We start from the raw sequence: 14,950 nt of genomic DNA, 5'->3' as shown, positions 1-14,950 counted from the left end.
GCGTAAGGAGGCCTTGTTTATCAGCGGTGCCCGGCGGCATCCCGCCCGGCACCGCTTTTACCGTCGATCAGAACTCGAGCCCCAGTGCGAAGCCGCCGATCAGGTAGCAGAACAGGGTGATCAGGACGATACCCACGACGTTGAGCACCACGCCGCCACGTGCCATCTGGCCGATGGAGACGGCCCCGGTGCCGAACACGATGGCGTTCGGCGGCGTACCCACCGGTAGCATGAAGGCGCAGGTCGCGGCAAAGGCGGCCGGGATCAGCAGCGTCATCGGATCCGCGCCGATGCCGACGGCAACGCCGCCGAGCACGGGGATGAAGGTCGCGGCGGTGGCGGTGTTGCTGGTCACCTCGGTGAGGAACATGATGATCGTGGCGACGGCAGCCACCAGCAGGATGATCGGCAGCATGCCGAGGCCAGTGACCTGCTCACCGAACCAGCCGTCGAGGCCGGACGCGGCGACGGCACCGGCGAGGCTCAGGCCACCACCGAACAGCAGCAGCACCCCCCACGGCAGCCCTTTCTCGGCATCCTGCCAGGTCAGTACCATCTCGCCACGGCCCTTGCCGGGCAGGATGAACATGGCGATGCCGGCGGCGATGGCGATAGCCGTGTCGTTGAGTTCACCCAGCGGTCCCAGCCGCTCGCCAATCCCGGGGAGATTGCCGAGCAGCCCCGGCACTACCCACAGGAATGCCGCCGAGCAGAACACCAGCATCACCATCTTCTCGCCCTGGCTGAACCTGCCAAGCTTGTGGATCTCGCCGGCGATCATCTCCTTGCCACCGGGGATCTCATCGACCTTGAAGGGGTAGAGCACCCGGGTCATCAGTATCCAGCCAGCAAAGATGAAGGTGAAAGCGAGGGGAACGCCGAGCATCATCCACTCGAGGAAGCCGATGTTGCGCCCGAGCTCGTCGGCGGCGTAACCGGCGACGATGGCGTTGGGTGGGCTGCCGAGCAAGGTGCCGAGGCCGCCCATGCTGGCCGACCAGGCGATCGCCAGCAGCAGGCACAGGCCGAAGCGCTTGATGTTGTCGTCGGCCATGATGTCCACATGGCCCGGCTGGTGCTCGTGCTGTGACTGGCCGTCGGTGTCCGTGGTGTCAGTTCGCTCGGCAATCAGGGCCAGTACGGAGAGGCCGATGGGCAGCATCATCAGTGTCGTCGCAGTATTCGAGACCCACATCGACAGAAAGCCCGTGGCGAGCATCATACCTAGGACGATGCGCTTGGGCTCGACGCCCACTCGTGCCAGCGTCAGCAGCGCAATACGGCGGTGCAGGTTCCACTTCTCCATCGCGATGGCGATCAAGAAGCCGCCGAGGAAGAGGAACACGATAGGGCTGGCATAGGGGGAGGTGGCCTGGCTCACGGTGCGCTCGGTGAGCATTGGGATCAGCACGATCGGCAGCAGCGAGGTCACCGAGAGTGGAATCGCCTCGGTCATCCACCATACCGCCATCAGGGTGCCGATTGCGGCGACCCAGCGAGCGTCCGATGAGAGCCCCTCGGCGAAGCCCATGGCGATCCACACGATCAGTGCCATGACCAGCCCGAAGGCGCGCAGGCCCCAGATCATTTTGGCGGATCGCTCGCCGCCTCCCCCCTGGTCCCCAGAAATATCCTCATAGTTCACTTGCTGGCGTGGTTGATCGGCCATTGCCGCGTCCTCCTCCATGATGAGTCATCAACACGAGCCCCTTTTAGATCCCTACTGCAATGGTGAAGTTGGGATGGCAAGAATTCCAGTGGCAGATCAAGCAAGTGAGTGCTTCGCCTGGTGGTTCTTGCTACGCCTCAGCCCCTGGCCGCCGCCGCGGTTTCGACCTTCGCCTGGTCGCGGGCGAGCTCCTCGCGCAGGCTGCGCCGGCGGTAGTAGAAGGTCACGACGGTGGAGGTGATGACGATAAACAGCGAGTACATCACCGGGATCAACAGCATCTGCTGTTGAGTCTCCCCGCTGAACGAGAGGGTCACGATCAGCACCGCCAGCGGCCCATTCTGGATCCCGGTCTCCAGCGACACGGTGCGCGCCTTGAGCGGGTTGAGGCGGGCGGCACGGCTGAACCAGTAGCCGATCAGGAAGCCGCACAGGCCGAGGCCGATGGCCGCCAGGTAGATCTCGGGGCCGGTGGTCATCAATAGCTGCCAGTTGCGTGGCACCCAGGTCGCGATCAAAAAGACGATCACCACCACGCCGAGGATGCCGCCCATCAACTCGGTGCAGGCGCCGAGGTTGGCGTTGCGCCGGCGCAGCCACATGCCGAACAGGGTCGGCACCAGCAACACGCCGAGCACCGCGATGATATTGCCCGAGGGGATCCGGAAGGCGGCGTCGATGCCGGTGGTGTAGAGGGCCAGCACCAGCGGCACCATGATCACCGCCAGCAGGGTCGAGCAGACCGTCATCAGGATGGAGAGGCCGAGCAGGCTCTTCGAGAAGTAAGCGAAGATATTGGAGGTGGTACCGCCGGGCACGCAGCCCATCAAGATCAGGCTGACCGCCTGGATGGGCGGCAACTGCAGAGCGCGGCCGATCAGGAAGGCGATCAGCGGCATGAACAGGTACTGGGAGGCGAAGCCGATGCCGATTGCCTGGGGGTGGCGCATGGCGATGCGGAAGTCCTTGAAGGTCAGCGACGACCCCATGCCCAGCATGATCACGGCCATCATGATGGCCAGCAGCGTTTCCTCGAGTGGGCTCAGCATACGCGGCTCCCGGCGGTGGCGGTGTCAGGATGCTTCTTCAGGTAGTCGGCGCGCAGGTCCTTGCGCAGCACCTTGCCGATGGGGCTCTTGGGTAGGTCATCGATGAATGCTACCTGCTTGGGGACCTTGTAGCGGGCCAGATGCTGCCGGCAGTGGGCTGTCACCGTCTCGCGGTCGAGTTCACCGCGGGTGACGATATAGGCGCGCACGGCTTCACCGGTCTCGGCGTCGGGCACACCGATTACCCCCACCTCGTGGACGGCGTCGAGCAGGGCGATGCACGCCTCCACTTCGTTGGGGTAGACGTTGAAGCCGCTGACCAGGATCAGGTCCTTCTTGCGGTCGACGATGCGCAGGTAGCCGTCTTCGTCCATGGCGGCGACATCGCCGGTATGCAGCCAGCCGTCGCGCAGGGTCTCGGTGCTTGCCTCCGGCTGCTGCCAGTAGCCCTGCATCACCTGGGGCCCACGGACGGTGAGCTCCCCCGCCTCACCGCGAGCGACCGGCCGGTCGCTGGCGTCGATCAGGCGGACCTCGGTATCCGGCACTGGGATGCCGATGCTGCCCGGCTTGCGCGTCCCGACCAGCGGATTGAAACACACCACCGGCGAGCTCTCGGTAAGGCCGTAACCCTCCACCAGTGGAGTGCCGGTGACTCGCTCCCAGCGCTCGGCCACGGCGGCATGTAGCGCCGCGCCGCCAGCCACTGCCGCGCGCAGCCGGCGCGGCGGGTAGAGGGTGAACCACTCCTCGTTGAGCAGGGCATTGAACAGTGTGTTCACCCCGCTGATCCAGCTGATCGGGTAATTCTCGATCGCCCGCTGCAGGTTCTGTATCGGCCGCGGGTTGGGCACCAGAACGTTGTGGGCGCCGTGTTTGAAGAAGGCGAGCAGGTTCACCGAGAAGGCGAAGATATGATAGAGCGGCAGGGCGGTGAGCACGCACTCCTCACCGTCGCTGATATGCGAGCCGGCCATGGCGTCGATCTGCGCCACATTGGCGAGCAGGTTGCCGTGGCTGAGCATGGCGCCCTTGGCAATGCCGGTGGTGCCGCCGGTGTACTGCAGCGCGGCGAGGCTCTCCAGGCCCAGGTCGCGCCAGTAGTTGGCGACCTCGATCCCGCGCGCCTGGCGCAGCTGCCTGCCCTGGGCCAGCGCCTGGCCAAGCGGAGTCGCCGCCACGCGGCAGGGCGGGATTACCTGGTTCCAGTACCTGAGTACCGCCTTCACCACCTGGCGCACCACTGGTGGGAAGAACTGCGCCAGGCTTGCCACCACCACATGGCGGATGGCGGTATGGGGCAGCACCTCGGGCAGTTTGTCGACGAACAGATCGACGATGACCAGCGCCTCGGCGCCGCTGTCGGCGAACTGCTGGGTCATCTCCGAGGCGGTGTAGAGCGGGTTGGTGTTCACCAGCACGCAGCCGGCCTTGAGGATCCCGAAGACCACCACTGGGTAGCTCAGGCAGTTGGGCAGCTGCACCGCCACGCGGCTGCCGGGCGCCAGCCCCAGCCCTTCGCGAAGATAGACGGCGAAGGCGTCGGAGACGGCATCGACCTGGGCATGGCTCAGGGAGCCGTTCATGCCATTGGGCATGCAGCTGGTGAACGCCTTCCGAGCGGCGAAGCGCTCGGCGCTGGCGCTGATCAACGCGGCCAGGTTGGGGTGTTCCGGGGGCGGCAATTCGGCCGGAATCTGGCCGTAGTGGTGGACCCACGGGCGGTCTTGGGTGGCGATCGGCGGTGACTCCATGCGGCTCCTTACTAAGCTCAGTCATCCTTATCGTTATAGCTTCTCTTATTAGCGGTAAATCGCCGTTATTGCATCTCCTTTCGTATCGCCTTGGGGGAGGGGCCATGATGGCTTTGTCGACGGCATGTGGATAACGTTAAGACACCAACGACATGCCGAGAGCCGAAATGCCGATCTATACCAATATCGAAGATCTGCGACGCCACTACGCGCGGCGCACCCCCAAGATGTTCTACGACTATGCCGAGTCCGGCAGCTGGACCGAGCAAACCTTTCGCGAAAACACCAGCGACTTCCAGCATATCCACCTCAAGCAGCGGGTGGCGGTGGATATGGCCGGGCGCACCACGCGTAGTCAGATGATCGGTGAAGACGTGGCCATGCCGGTGGCGCTGGCGCCGGTTGGGCTCACTGGCATGCAGTCGGCCGATGGAGAGATCAAGGCGGCCCGGGCGGCCGAGGCGTTCGGCGTGCCCTATACGCTCTCGACCATGTCGATCTGCTCGATCGAGGACGTGGCCGAGCATACGACCAAGCCGTTCTGGTTCCAGGTCTATACGCTCAAGGATGACGACTTCATGCGTCGCCTGTTCGAGCGCGCCAAGGCTGCCAACTGCTCGGCGATCGTTGTCACGGTCGATCTGCAGGTGCTTGGCCAGCGTCACAAGGACATCAAGAACGGGCTGTCGGCCCCGCCCAAGCTGACCGCGCGCTCGATTGCCGACATGGCCACCAAGATTCCCTGGGGGCTGGAGATGCTGCGCACCAAGCGCCGCTCCTTCGGCAATATCGTCGGCCATGCCAAAGGGGTGAGCGACCCCTCGTCGCTCTCCACCTGGACGGCGGAAGCATTCGACGTCTCGCTGGACTGGAAACGTATTGCCCAGTTCAAGGAGTGGTGGGGTGGCAAGCTGATCGTCAAGGGCATCATGGCGCCGGAGGATGCTCGGCGTGCCGCCGAGATTGGCGCCGATGCCATCATCGTCTCCAATCACGGCGGCCGCCAGCTCGACGGCGCCGTCAGCTCCATTCGCATGCTGCCGGCGATCATGGACGCGGTCGGCGATGACGTGGAAGTGCACCTCGATTCGGGGATTCGCTCAGGCCAGGACGTACTCAAGGCGCTGGCCCTGGGCGCCAAGGGCACCTATATCGGCAGAGCCTACACCTATGGCCTGGGGGCGGCAGGCGAGGCCGGCGTGACCCGGGCGCTCGAGATCATCCACAAGGAGCTGGATGTCACCATGGCGCTGTGCGGTGAAACGGACGTCAAGAACCTAGGCGAGCACAACCTGTATGTCCCCCGCGGCTTTGACGATCCCACCGTCAAGCTCTGACAAGGGGATGGGCTGTCGCCATACTCCCGGCTCCACGCCGTCGGCGAGGTCGGGTCGGCGTTGGACTCGGCGGGGCAATTAGCTGCCGCGGAAGCTGCCATCGGCAGCAGGGCCAGTCGCCCGGCAGCTGCAGCGAAGCGCCGCTTCACGCTGTGTTCAGCCACCCTCATCGATGACGAATTCGACGCGGCGATTCTGCTGGCGACCCTCGGGGTTGTCGGACCCGTCCGAATGGGTGTTGTCCGCCACCGGACGTTCGAAGCCGTGGCCTTCAGGCGTGAACTCGATACCGGAAAGCCCCTCGTTCTCGGTCAGCCAATCGATGGCCGACTGGGCGCGACGCTCCGATAATTGGAGATTGTAGCTGGCCGAGCCGATGCTGTCGGTATGCCCTTCGACAAGCACCGCTTCAATATCGGACTCGCTTAGCAAGGCTGCCAGTTCCTCGAGTACCTGTGCGCCCTCAGGTTGGATCGCGTCGCTGTCGAAATCGAAAAGTACGTCACCGGATATCGATAGCCGGATCTGGTCGTCGACAACGGTGGTCTCGATGGTGTCGCTGCTGTCGGAGAGGGTCATCGCCTGCTCGGCCAGTGACGATACCGAGACAACGGTGCCCAAGGCGATACCCTCAATCGGAATCACCGTCCGTTCGATCGGGAGCACCACCCGTTCGACTGGCAAGATCACAGCGGATGGGAGATCGGGGGCGCGCATGTCGTCATCGGCGGCAAACGCCATGCTCGCCATCAGTGCGATACCTCCCCAGGCAGCGGTGAACGCTAATCGACTACTCATCGCTGATCGGCACGTTATCGAAGAGCATGCCGCCGGGGAGGGCCAGTGAAAAGCTCTCTATGTCCTCTTCGGGGGCGGGAAACTTGCCCCACCAGGTCCCGCTAACCCTATCGCCGTCGCGGGTGATCTGCAGCGTTCGGACGGTCAAAGGCGTGCCCTCGGTGTCGGCCAGCAGCAGATGTCGATTCTCGCCTGCGATGATATAGAGATCCTGACGGTAAACATTTCTACTGACGGAGCCATAGATCGTTTCCCGCTCGCTCTGGGTGGTGTTGCGTGCGCCCTCCGGCGCGACAAAGCCAACCCTGACGGTAAGAACGCCGTCAGCACGACTGGCCTCCGTCACCTGGGCGATGGCCAGACCGCTGCTGAGTTCGGCTTCTGCCAGCGGTTCCTCGGCCTGGGCAGCTGTCGTGACAAAGAGGGCAAGCAGAGCGATTCCAGTACAGATGGAATGTTTAATCTTCATTGGACGTCCCTTTTCTGACCACGAGAAGTGGTGCCATTCCTTCGTGTTAGCCGCCGGGGATGCTGCTCATGGGGGCGGCACAATAACTTTAGCATTCCTGCACATGGCTGCCAGCCCTTTCCATTAGGGAGCGTTGGGTAGAAAGCCTTACCCAAGCAGCATCACCACCCCATAGGCCGCCACACCCGCGGCGACCGGCCAGCCCAGCGAGCGCAGTTTCCACCACACCGCCAGGGTGGCGGCCACACCAATCGCGGTGGCGAGCCAGGACGTCGCATCGGCAGTGGTAGGGACCAGCGAGACACCCAGCACCGCAGCGATCATCAAGGGGCCAAGGATGCCGAGCCACTGAGGCATGGCGTCGAGCCCATCGTCATCGCCGTCGAGTCGCGCGAGGCGGCGGCGCATCCACAGCAGTGGTAGCAGCCGCATCAGCAGGGTGCCCAGCGCCGTGGCGAGCATGGCGAGCCATAGGGCATTACTCATTGCGATCTCCTCGGGCAGTGGTGCCGGATCTCACCAGGTAGAAACAGGCGGCGCCACAGATGGCGGCGAGGGGGATCGCCGCATTGGTCAGCCCGAACACGTTGAGCAGCAAGGCGATGGCGATACTGCTGAACAGCGCCAGCGACCAGCGTCGCGAGGTGAAGCGTGGTGCCAACAGCACCAGGAACAGTGCCGGCATGGCAAACGGCATCACCTCACCCAGCAGTGGCCAGCGGCGGGTCAGCTCTTCGCCGGCCACGGCGCCCAGCGCGGTGCCGCCGATCCAGCTGAACCAGGCCAGTAGGGCCGCGCCGGTGAACCAGCCGAGGCGCCGGTCGGCCGGCATCTGCGGCAGGCGGCTATGGGCCAGGGCGAAGATCTGGTCGGTAAGGCCGTGCATCAGCCAGGGCCACCAGCGGCTGGTGGTCAGCCAGGGCGCGATATTGGGCGCGTAGACCACATGACGCAGGTTGATTAGCAGTGTCATGCCGACCACTAGCCACAATGGCGACCCGGCGGCGACCATGCCGACGAACAGGAATTGCGCGGCCCCGGCATACAGCAGCGTCGAGATCAGCACGGCTTCCCAGGCACTGAAACCGGCCTGGGTGGCAATCAGCCCAAAGGAGATGGCGACCGGTACATAGCCGCCGAGCAGCGGGATGGCCTCGCGCAGGCCGGTCAGCCACGGGCGTGGCAGCGTCTGGGAGGCCTGGCTCATAGGGTGTCTCCTTGGCCGGTATAGACAATGGTCATCAGCAGCGTGGCCCAGGTGTCGTGGGTACGATAGGCGTGGGGCTGGTCGGCGGCGAAGGTCAGACTGTCGCCGGCCACCAGCATCTTGGTGGCACCTTCCGGGCCGGCCTCCAGGGCGCCGCTGATCAGGGTCAGGGACTCCTGGGCGCCTGGTGTGTGTGGCTCGGCGTGGCGCAGGGTATGCGGCGCGCAGCGCATCCAGTAGGCGTCGACCTGGGGATGGTCCTTGCCCTGGTCGATCAGGCGCACTTCCACGCCATCCTCGCCCAGCGGCACGGCGATGGGGGCCACCAGGGTGCCGAAGGGCACGCCCAACTGCACCGCCAAGCGCCAGATGGTGTCCAGGGTGGGGTTGCCGTTGCCCTGCTCGAGGCGCGACAGGTTCGACTTGGCGATGCCGGCGGCGGCGGCCAGCTGCGATAGCGACCAGCCCCGCGCCAGCCGAAGGGCCTGCAGATGCTGGCCCAGGGTGCCGAGGGAGAGCTTGTCCATGACGGAGCCTTGTGGTGTTCCTTTAAATGAACGTTCTATAAAAGGAACAGCGGCTTGTCAATCACTCTATTGCGGCGCGGCGGGCAGAGCCGCTACGAGACATTCCAGCCCGCGGCTCATGCCGAGGGTTTGAGGCTCAGCTGGCCGACGACTTTCTCCACCAGCGAGTCGTGGCGGCCGCTGGCCATCAGCCAGGCGCTGACCAGCGGTACCTTCCGGCAACGCACCAGGAGGAAGGGAGGGCGGGGCGTCGGAGGCGCGCCACTTGCGGCCGACGCCCCGGTGCTTCAGGTCGGCAGGCCCAGCACCGCGGTGGCGATGGCGAAGTAGATCAGCACGCCCACGCCGTCGGCGTTGAAGAGGTCAGTACGCTCGTCGGCATCCATGAAGTGCATCAGCTCGGCGAGGCTGGCGTCCTCCATCTCGGCGGCAAGCTGCATCTCGGCGACAAGGTGGTGGATGGCGTCAGTGTCCTGACGCTGAAGGGCGCTGCGCAGAGAGGCAGCGAGAACGGCATAGCTCATGGTGTGGCTCCTTGGCGCGCGTCACTTGGGCGCGCAGGAACCACGGCCTAGCGGATAGGCAGGGGCAGGCTCCGGCGCACTACGCAAGACGATGCGGCGCGTTCGATCAAGGGGGCAGTCGTGTAAAGGCGACTCGGAGGTTCCATAGATTCCTCTATAGGGGTTTCACTGCCATTCGGCAGCGCGCGGAGCGAGGCTGCGTCAGCCCTCTCCCCTGGCTTTGCGGTAGTGGTTCTCCTGCTGCTCCTGGCGCTCCTTGGCCTCCAAGCACAGCCGGGCAGTGGGGCGCAGCAGTAGACGCGGAATGCCGATCGGCTCGCCGGTCTCTTCGCAGTAGCCGTAATCGCCCGAGTCGATGCGGCGCAGGGCCTCTTCGATATTGGCCAGCAGGCGCGTCTCTCGGTCGGCCTGGCGTAGCTGCAGTCGCAGCTCCTCCTCGAAGGCCGCCTGATCCAGTTCGTCACTGTCGCGCTCATGCGAGGCCATGGCATCACGCACCTCACGCAGGTGTTCTTCTACTTGGGTTTTCTCCTCGAGCAGGCGCTGGCGAAAGAAGTCCAGCTGCTCAGTGCTCATGTAGTCGTCGTCGGGCATGGCGATCATGCGTGCCTCTTCGGCGGTGTACGGCATAGGGCCTCTCAATTCAGAACCAGATTACCTGCCTCGGTATGCAAGTTGGCATAAGCGAGGCGCTGCGTCACTACTGCTCGGGCAGTCGTGCCATGCGTAAATGATCATGCGCCGACCGTGATGTTAAGCATCATTAGGAATTATCAATAATGTTATAATGTAACGCTTTTTTGCCAGTCTTGTCACTCTCTCAATTGCTCTCGCACGCCGAACCGACGGCGCTGACGGGGACCTATAACGACCTGGTCAGGATGTGGTCGGCATGCTAGGTGAGCCACCGGCAAAGGTTTCGGTATCGACTTCCGACTGCTGCGCTTCAGTGTAGCGGCCACCAGCTATCCGGTCGTGGGTCATCATGGCATCCAGCCGAGCCACGCAGGCGGCATCCAGCTGCAGTGTCTCGGCCGCCAGGTTCTCGCGCATATGGGGCACCGAGCGCGAGCCGGGGATCGGGAGAATGTCGTTGCCCTTGGCGGTGAGCCAGGCCAGGGCGAGCTGGGCGGTAGAGACGCCGAGCGCTTTGGCCTCGCCCCTAAGGGCGTCCAGTTGCTGCAGGTTATGCGGCAGGTGTTCGGTGCTGAAGCGTGGCATCTGCCGGCGCATGTCGTTCTCGGCGAGGTCGGCGCAGTCGCTGACGGCGCCAGCCAGGAAGCCCCTGCCCAGCGGGCTGAAGGCGACCAACGGGATCGCTGCTTCACGGCAGGCATCCATCAGTGCGATCTCGGGGTTACGCGTCCACAGCGAGTATTCGGATTGCACCGCTGCGATGGGGTGTTCGGCACTGGCACGCCGCAGGGTAGCCGCTGACACCTCGGACAGGCCGATGCTGCGTATCTTGCCTTCTTCCACCAGGCGACCCAGGCTACCGACGCTCTCCTCAATGGGCACTTGAGGATCCAGCCGATGCAGGTAGTAGATATCCAGATGATCGGTGCGCAGGCGCCCGAGGCTCGCCTCGCACTGGCGTCGCAGCGTGTCGGGACGCCCATCGATGACCTTCTTGCCGAGTCCCGGGTCGATGGCCATGCCGCCCTTGCTGGCCAGCAGCAGCCGATCGCGCTTGCCTGCGAGCGCCTTGCCCAGCAACTGCTCGTTGGCGGTCGCCCCATAGAGGGTGGCGGTATCGAAATGTCGGTAACCCATGTCGAAGGCGGCTTCCAGGGCGTGCAACGCCTCGCCTTCGGGCAGTGGGTTGCCGTAGCCGTGGGAGAGATTCATGCAACCCAGGCCGATGCGCGGCGATTTGACTTCCTCGAGGCGGGCCAGGAACGGCGACATGCGGCATCCTTATACGGCAATGGGGAGCGACCAGGCGGTCGTGGTGGTTCATATCATGCCGAGCAGCGGCGGCAGGGTGCAAGCGGGTGATGAAGCGGCCATCTTGGCCGCTCACCAGGCATGGGTCGTCATAGGCTCAGGGGTTGAGCGTGCGATCCAGCAGCAGCAGGGTGGCTTGCCAGGAGGCGGCATCGGCGATGGGGTCGTAGCCCAGCGGCAGGCCGAACGCTTCTCCGGCGGCATCGGCGCCCGGGTTGGTGAAGCTATGGGTGGCGTCGTGGTAGTTGATCACTTCCACCTCGGCGCCGGTGGCGGCGAGGGCGCTGGCTATGGCGCCGAGATCGTCCTGGGATACCATGGGATCGGCGGCGCCGTTGTGGATCTGCACCGCGCCGTCGAAGCTGGCGGGGGATTCCACGGCCTGGGTAGGCCCGCCGTGATAGCTGACCACGGCATCCAGCGGCATGCCGGCCAGGGCCATGTTCATCACTACGCTGCCGCCGAAGCAGTAGCCGATCGCCGCCATGCCAGTGTCAGCCACGGCGGGATGCTCGCGCAGCTGCGCCATGGCCGCCTCGAGGCGGCTGCGTGCGGCGGGCCAGTTTTGCATCACCTGGGAGGAGAACTCTCCGGCCTGGTCGGGATGATCGGCGACCTGCCCTGCGCCGTACATGTCCACGGCGAGGGCCACGAAGCCCAGTGCGGCGAGCTGGTCGGCGCGCTGCCTGGCGTAGTCGTTGAGCCCCCACCACTCATGCACGATCAGCACCGCGGGCCGCGGCGTATCATCGCTGGCACTGCGCGCCAGGTAGCCGTGATAGGTCTCGCCATCGGCGCTGTATTCGAAGCGCTCGCCCTCCACCTGCGGGCCCCAGGAGATGGAGTGCTGGTCGGCGTCGCTCTGGGCCAGGGCCGGCGTGGCGAAGAGCCCGGCGACGAGGCAGAGGGTGATGAGTCGCTTGTGCATATTGAAATCTCCTGAGCGGATAAGAGCGTCCTGCGTGTCACTTCCAACATAGCCGTCGCGGCGCGATCCTGCCGTTGGCATCATGCCGATTCGAAGCCGTGTAGCACCTTGACCACGTTGCGGCCGATCTCCTCCACGGCATAGCCACCCTCGAGTAGGAAGACGGTAGGCAGACCGAGCTGGGCCAGGCGGCGGCCGTAGTCGCCGAAGTCGTCGCTGGCGAGCTTGAAGGCACTGATCGGGTCGTGCTCGTAGGTGTCGACGCCCAGGGAAACGATCAGCAGTTCGGGGCGATAGTCGCCAATCCGCTGCATGGCCTGCTCCAGCGCCTGGCACCAGCGAGGGTAGTCGGTGCCGGTAGGCAGTGGGTAGTTGACGTTGTAGCCCGCGCCGCTGCCGCTGCCGGTCTCGTCGGCATGGCCGAGGAAATAGGGGAAGGCCTCGAGGGGGTCGCCATGCAGCGACAGGAACAGTACATCGTCGCGGTCATAGAAGATCTGCTGGGTGCCGTTGCCGTGATGGTAGTCGACGTCGAGGATGGCGACTCGCGACAGGCCGCGGTCGAGGGCATGCTGGGCGGCGATGGCAGCATTGTTGAAGAAGCAGTAGCCGCCGAACTGGTCGCTCGCGGCGTGATGGCCGGGCGGTCGGCACAGGCCGAAGGCCGGGGTGGCGTTGTCCAGCACATGGTCCGTGGCGGCGAGGGCGATGTCCTTGCTGGCCTGGGCGGCGGCGAAGGTGCCGGCGCAGATCGCCGTCTCGGCGGCTAGGGCGTAGTAGCCGAGTTTGCCGTCGATGTGCTCGGGAATGCGGTCGCCGCGCATGCACCGGCTAGGCCACACCGACGGCGTCGGTTCGCCGGGCAGGCCGGCAGATTGCCATGCGTCCCAGCAGCCGGCCAGGAAGTCGATGTAGCCGCGGTCGTGAACGGCGAGCACGGGATCGAGCCCGTAGGCGTGGGGGGCACGGATCTCGCCCAACGACGAGGCGCGCAGATGGCGCAGGATGATCTCGACCCGCGCCGGGCACTCGAAGGGAGACACCATTTCGCCGCCGTGAAGTTCGCTGACGGGCTGGCGCAGTTGGGTATCGGGCGAGTGGAAGGTCAGCATGGTCGCTCCTGGACACGGGATGAGGCATTCATCATGCACAGTCGAGTAGCTTGCTGCCAAGCGCCGAAAACGTTGCCCGTTGGCAGCCAAGGCGTCCACCGAGCCCCGGAACCCCCTGCTTCTTGCCCTCTTCCTCAGGGGGCGTTCTGTTGCTTCAGCGGATAACGCAGTAGTGGGTGAGCCATAACCTGGGATAGCGTATCGAGGGGAGAAGGCTGCGATGCTGCCAACGGTACGTGCGCTGTACAGGGAGGTGGGATGTGATGATGAAGTTCTTTGCGGGTGCGGCAAGTGTGAGCTTTCTCTTGGGCATGATCGCGATGCTGATTTTCGTGCTGACAGGCTTGTAGAGGTGTCATTGCCCGCGACACGCTAGATACTGCGAACCCTCGGCTGCTGGCCGGGGGGGCGTCTTTCTACGCGATTCGTCAACGCAGAGGGGGCGCGGCTACAGCGACACGAACGGCAGCAGCGAGAGGGTCAGGACCGCCGCGGCGGCCAGGGTCAGGGCGATCACCTGCAGCGGCCGCTCACGCAGGCGTTGCCACAGGCTGAGCGGCTCTCCACGGGCCTCGCGCTCGGCCAGGTCCTGCTGCATGCGCTCGCTGAGGCGGGCCTGGTAGGCATCCAGGGCGGCGCGCGCCTCGGGCAGCTGCGCTTCGTCGCGCAGCCAGATCGCAGCCACCGAGAGCTTCCAGCGCCCTTCGCTGGTCTCGTAGACATCGAAGCCGCCCTCGTCGAGCAGTTGCCGCACCTCGGCGGCCTCCTCTTCGGGCACGCCGCCGAGCCGGAACAGTAGCACGGCCATCGGCTACCTCGCTGCCTGGTAATGAATGTCCAGCGACTGCTCGAGGGAGCCGCCACGGGCGTCGATGCTGTTGGCCAGGGTCGCCACCTGGCCGCAGCTGATGTAGGCCGATTCCGCCAGCCACTGCGGGTCGGGGTAGTAGGCGAACAGGTAGTGGTCTTCCTTGATGTTATCGATCAGCGGCCGGGCGATCTCCTGGCGCACCGCCGGGCAGCCGAAGCTGCGGCCCAGGCGGCCATTCTCGGCAATGAAGTCCTCGCTGACGTAGTCGGCGCCGTGGACCACGATGGCACGTTGGTAGGCCAGGTCGTTGACCCCGGTCTCGAGCCCTTCGAGGCGCATGGAGTAGCCGTTGGCGCCATAGTAGCTATTCAAGGTACGAAATAGCCCCAGGCTTGACTGATAGCTGTCGGGGATGTTGGAGAACCATTCAGCCTGCTCGTCGCCGCTGCCGCGGCCGTGCGAGACCAGTTCCTCGAACAGCAGTTGCTGGTGCTCGAGGTCGAAGACCCATAGCCGCGGCTGGTTGGCACTGCGCGAGAAATCGATCACCGCCAGGCGCTCGGCATCGGGGTCGGCGCACTGTACGGCGCTGGCGGCGAGGCGCAGCACCTGTGGTTCGGCATCGGGTGCCAGGCGCTGTAGGGTATCGGCGAGCAGCACGTTGGCCTGGGCAGACACGGGCACGAAAAGCGCCAGGACAAGCCCGGCGACGGGGAGGCGTGTGGCGATTGGCATTGTTATGACGTCTCCGGCGCAACAGAATGAACCAATAAACGGCGCTATTATGAACAGAAGACGTGGCATCAGCCAAACCAGGG

Annotated in this window: 16 protein-coding genes; 1 reads left to right on the top strand and 15 read right to left on the bottom strand. The window is 64.8% G+C overall.

Annotated elements, in window-relative coordinates:
- Positions 1 to 67: 67 nt before the first annotated feature.
- The 3 genes from CK498_RS22400 to CK498_RS22390 all read right to left on the bottom strand — a co-directional run bounded on the left by CK498_RS22400 (position 68) and on the right by CK498_RS22390 (position 4,472).
- Positions 68 to 1,669, bottom strand: coding sequence for an SLC13 family permease (locus CK498_RS22400; protein ID WP_229359189.1), 1,602 nt, complete (start codon positions 1,667 to 1,669; stop codon positions 68 to 70).
- Between the two features lie 137 nt (positions 1,670 to 1,806).
- Positions 1,807 to 2,718, bottom strand: a complete 912-nt coding sequence (locus CK498_RS22395) for a bile acid:sodium symporter (protein WP_095623079.1) — start codon at positions 2,716 to 2,718, stop codon at positions 1,807 to 1,809.
- Entirely contained in the window at positions 2,712 to 4,472 is a 1,761-nt protein-coding gene (locus CK498_RS22390) for an AMP-binding protein (RefSeq protein ID WP_095623078.1), read from the bottom strand. Before CK498_RS22390 ends, CK498_RS22395 begins: the two co-directional genes overlap by 7 nt.
- A 152-nt stretch (positions 4,473 to 4,624) precedes the next feature.
- Between CK498_RS22390 and CK498_RS22385 the strand changes: the two genes are divergently transcribed.
- On the top strand, positions 4,625 to 5,809 hold the full coding sequence (locus tag CK498_RS22385) for an alpha-hydroxy acid oxidase (RefSeq protein WP_324615579.1): 1,185 nt from the start codon (positions 4,625 to 4,627) through the stop codon (positions 5,807 to 5,809).
- A 156-nt stretch (positions 5,810 to 5,965) separates the two neighbouring features.
- Here CK498_RS22385 and CK498_RS22380 read toward each other — a convergent pair whose 3' ends face one another.
- The 12 genes from CK498_RS22380 to CK498_RS22320 form a co-directional block, all read right to left on the bottom strand.
- Positions 5,966 to 6,607, bottom strand: coding sequence for an OmpA family protein (locus CK498_RS22380; protein ID WP_095623076.1), 642 nt, complete (start codon positions 6,605 to 6,607; stop codon positions 5,966 to 5,968).
- On the bottom strand, positions 6,600 to 7,076 hold the full coding sequence (locus CK498_RS22375; protein WP_095623075.1) for a hypothetical protein: 477 nt from the start codon (positions 7,074 to 7,076) through the stop codon (positions 6,600 to 6,602). Before CK498_RS22375 ends, CK498_RS22380 begins: the two co-directional genes overlap by 8 nt.
- Positions 7,077 to 7,223: 147 nt before the next feature.
- A complete protein-coding gene (locus tag CK498_RS22370; protein WP_095623074.1) occupies positions 7,224 to 7,562 on the bottom strand; it encodes an AzlD domain-containing protein in 339 nt (112 codons plus the stop codon).
- On the bottom strand, positions 7,555 to 8,283 hold the full coding sequence (locus tag CK498_RS22365) for an AzlC family ABC transporter permease (RefSeq protein ID WP_095623073.1): 729 nt from the start codon (positions 8,281 to 8,283) through the stop codon (positions 7,555 to 7,557). Before CK498_RS22365 ends, CK498_RS22370 begins: the two co-directional genes overlap by 8 nt.
- Positions 8,280 to 8,810: a helix-turn-helix domain-containing protein gene (locus CK498_RS22360; RefSeq protein ID WP_095623072.1), complete on the bottom strand. Its 531-nt coding sequence runs from the start codon at positions 8,808 to 8,810 to the stop codon at positions 8,280 to 8,282. Before CK498_RS22360 ends, CK498_RS22365 begins: the two co-directional genes overlap by 4 nt.
- 287 nt (positions 8,811 to 9,097) lie before the next feature.
- Positions 9,098 to 9,334, bottom strand: a complete 237-nt coding sequence (locus CK498_RS22350) for a hypothetical protein (protein ID WP_095623070.1) — start codon at positions 9,332 to 9,334, stop codon at positions 9,098 to 9,100.
- A gap of 201 nt (positions 9,335 to 9,535) precedes the next feature.
- Positions 9,536 to 9,964, bottom strand: a complete 429-nt coding sequence (gene dksA / locus CK498_RS22345; RefSeq protein ID WP_095623069.1) for an RNA polymerase-binding protein DksA — start codon at positions 9,962 to 9,964, stop codon at positions 9,536 to 9,538.
- A gap of 246 nt (positions 9,965 to 10,210) precedes the next feature.
- Positions 10,211 to 11,242, bottom strand: coding sequence for an aldo/keto reductase (locus tag CK498_RS22340; protein ID WP_095623068.1), 1,032 nt, complete (start codon positions 11,240 to 11,242; stop codon positions 10,211 to 10,213).
- A 136-nt stretch (positions 11,243 to 11,378) separates the two neighbouring features.
- Positions 11,379 to 12,209: a dienelactone hydrolase family protein gene (locus CK498_RS22335; RefSeq protein ID WP_095623067.1), complete on the bottom strand. Its 831-nt coding sequence runs from the start codon at positions 12,207 to 12,209 to the stop codon at positions 11,379 to 11,381.
- A gap of 80 nt (positions 12,210 to 12,289) precedes the next feature.
- Positions 12,290 to 13,321, bottom strand: a complete 1,032-nt coding sequence (locus CK498_RS22330) for a histone deacetylase family protein (RefSeq protein WP_095623066.1) — start codon at positions 13,319 to 13,321, stop codon at positions 12,290 to 12,292.
- Positions 13,322 to 13,769: 448 nt separating this feature from the next.
- Positions 13,770 to 14,129 (bottom strand): DUF6164 family protein, encoded by a 360-nt coding sequence (locus tag CK498_RS22325; protein WP_095623065.1) that lies wholly within the window; start codon positions 14,127 to 14,129, stop codon positions 13,770 to 13,772.
- A gap of 3 nt (positions 14,130 to 14,132) precedes the next feature.
- A complete protein-coding gene (locus CK498_RS22320; protein WP_229359188.1) occupies positions 14,133 to 14,816 on the bottom strand; it encodes a murein L,D-transpeptidase catalytic domain family protein in 684 nt (227 codons plus the stop codon).
- Positions 14,817 to 14,950 lie beyond the last annotated feature (134 nt).

Origin of the sequence: Halomonas salipaludis, from assembly GCF_002286975.1 — a bacterium.
GTDB classification, from domain to species: Bacteria; Pseudomonadota; Gammaproteobacteria; order Pseudomonadales; family Halomonadaceae; genus Franzmannia; species Franzmannia salipaludis.
This window is presented reverse-complemented; position numbering and strand designations above follow the sequence as displayed.

Coding starts and splice junctions, on each gene's coding strand:
- CK498_RS22400 (WP_229359189.1), bottom strand. CDS start 1,669: ATGGCCGATCAACCACGCCAGCAAGTGAACTATGAGGATATTTCTGGG.
- CK498_RS22395 (WP_095623079.1), bottom strand. CDS start 2,718: ATGCTGAGCCCACTCGAGGAAACGCTGCTGGCCATCATGATGGCCGTG.
- CK498_RS22390 (WP_095623078.1), bottom strand. CDS start 4,472: ATGGAGTCACCGCCGATCGCCACCCAAGACCGCCCGTGGGTCCACCAC.
- CK498_RS22385 (WP_324615579.1), top strand. CDS start 4,625: ATGCCGAGAGCCGAAATGCCGATCTATACCAATATCGAAGATCTGCGA.
- CK498_RS22380 (WP_095623076.1), bottom strand. CDS start 6,607: ATGAGTAGTCGATTAGCGTTCACCGCTGCCTGGGGAGGTATCGCACTG.
- CK498_RS22375 (WP_095623075.1), bottom strand. CDS start 7,076: ATGAAGATTAAACATTCCATCTGTACTGGAATCGCTCTGCTTGCCCTC.
- CK498_RS22370 (WP_095623074.1), bottom strand. CDS start 7,562: ATGAGTAATGCCCTATGGCTCGCCATGCTCGCCACGGCGCTGGGCACC.
- CK498_RS22365 (WP_095623073.1), bottom strand. CDS start 8,283: ATGAGCCAGGCCTCCCAGACGCTGCCACGCCCGTGGCTGACCGGCCTG.
- CK498_RS22360 (WP_095623072.1), bottom strand. CDS start 8,810: ATGGACAAGCTCTCCCTCGGCACCCTGGGCCAGCATCTGCAGGCCCTT.
- CK498_RS22350 (WP_095623070.1), bottom strand. CDS start 9,334: ATGAGCTATGCCGTTCTCGCTGCCTCTCTGCGCAGCGCCCTTCAGCGT.
- dksA (WP_095623069.1), bottom strand. CDS start 9,964: ATGCCGTACACCGCCGAAGAGGCACGCATGATCGCCATGCCCGACGAC.
- CK498_RS22340 (WP_095623068.1), bottom strand. CDS start 11,242: ATGTCGCCGTTCCTGGCCCGCCTCGAGGAAGTCAAATCGCCGCGCATC.
- CK498_RS22335 (WP_095623067.1), bottom strand. CDS start 12,209: ATGCACAAGCGACTCATCACCCTCTGCCTCGTCGCCGGGCTCTTCGCC.
- CK498_RS22330 (WP_095623066.1), bottom strand. CDS start 13,321: ATGCTGACCTTCCACTCGCCCGATACCCAACTGCGCCAGCCCGTCAGC.
- CK498_RS22325 (WP_095623065.1), bottom strand. CDS start 14,129: ATGGCCGTGCTACTGTTCCGGCTCGGCGGCGTGCCCGAAGAGGAGGCC.